Raw genomic sequence first — 563 nt, 5'->3', positions numbered from 1 at the left:
GCGCCACCCGCGAACTCGGGCAAAAGCTCAAGGAGATCGCGGCACAGGCGCTCGAAGCCGGCGTCGGCGACCTCGAAATCGCGAGCGGCGTCGTGCGCATCGCCGGCACCGACCGCTCGATCTCGTTCGCCGACGTCGCCAAGCGCGCCGGCGATCCCGCCAAGCTGAACGGAAGCGCGACCTTCGCCAGCGCCGACGGCACCTATCCCAACGGCACCCATGTTGCGGAGGTCGAGATCGATCCGGCCACCGGCATCATCAAGATCGTCAACTACGTGATCGTCGATGATTTCGGCAAGACGCTGAACCCGCTGCTGCTGGCCGGCCAGGTGCATGGCGGCGCCATGCAGGGCATCGGACAGGCCGTGATGGAGCAGGTGGTCTATGGTGCGGGCGATGGCCAGCTCATCACCGCGACCTTCATGGATTATGCGCTGCCGCGCGCGGCGGACGGGCCGTCCTTCGTGTTCGAGACCCACAACATCCCCTGCAAGACCAACCCGCTCGGGGTGAAGGGCGCCGGCGAGGCCGGTGCGATCGGGTCCTGCCCGGCCATCGTCAAT

The 563-nt window shown here is 67.3% G+C and carries 1 protein-coding gene; it reads left to right on the top strand.

All coding sequences use genetic code 11. From position 1 onward, the window contains the following. On the top strand, positions 1-563 hold a 563-nt coding region (locus AACY49_RS30110), incomplete at both ends, for a xanthine dehydrogenase family protein molybdopterin-binding subunit (RefSeq protein WP_339527883.1).

Origin of the sequence: Pseudomonas sp. EL_65y_Pfl2_R96 (assembly GCF_963970905.1) — a bacterium.
Classification (GTDB): domain Bacteria; phylum Pseudomonadota; class Gammaproteobacteria; order Pseudomonadales; family Pseudomonadaceae; genus Aquipseudomonas.
Note: the sequence above shows the minus strand (reverse complement) of the source record. Positions and strands in the feature narration are given on the sequence as shown.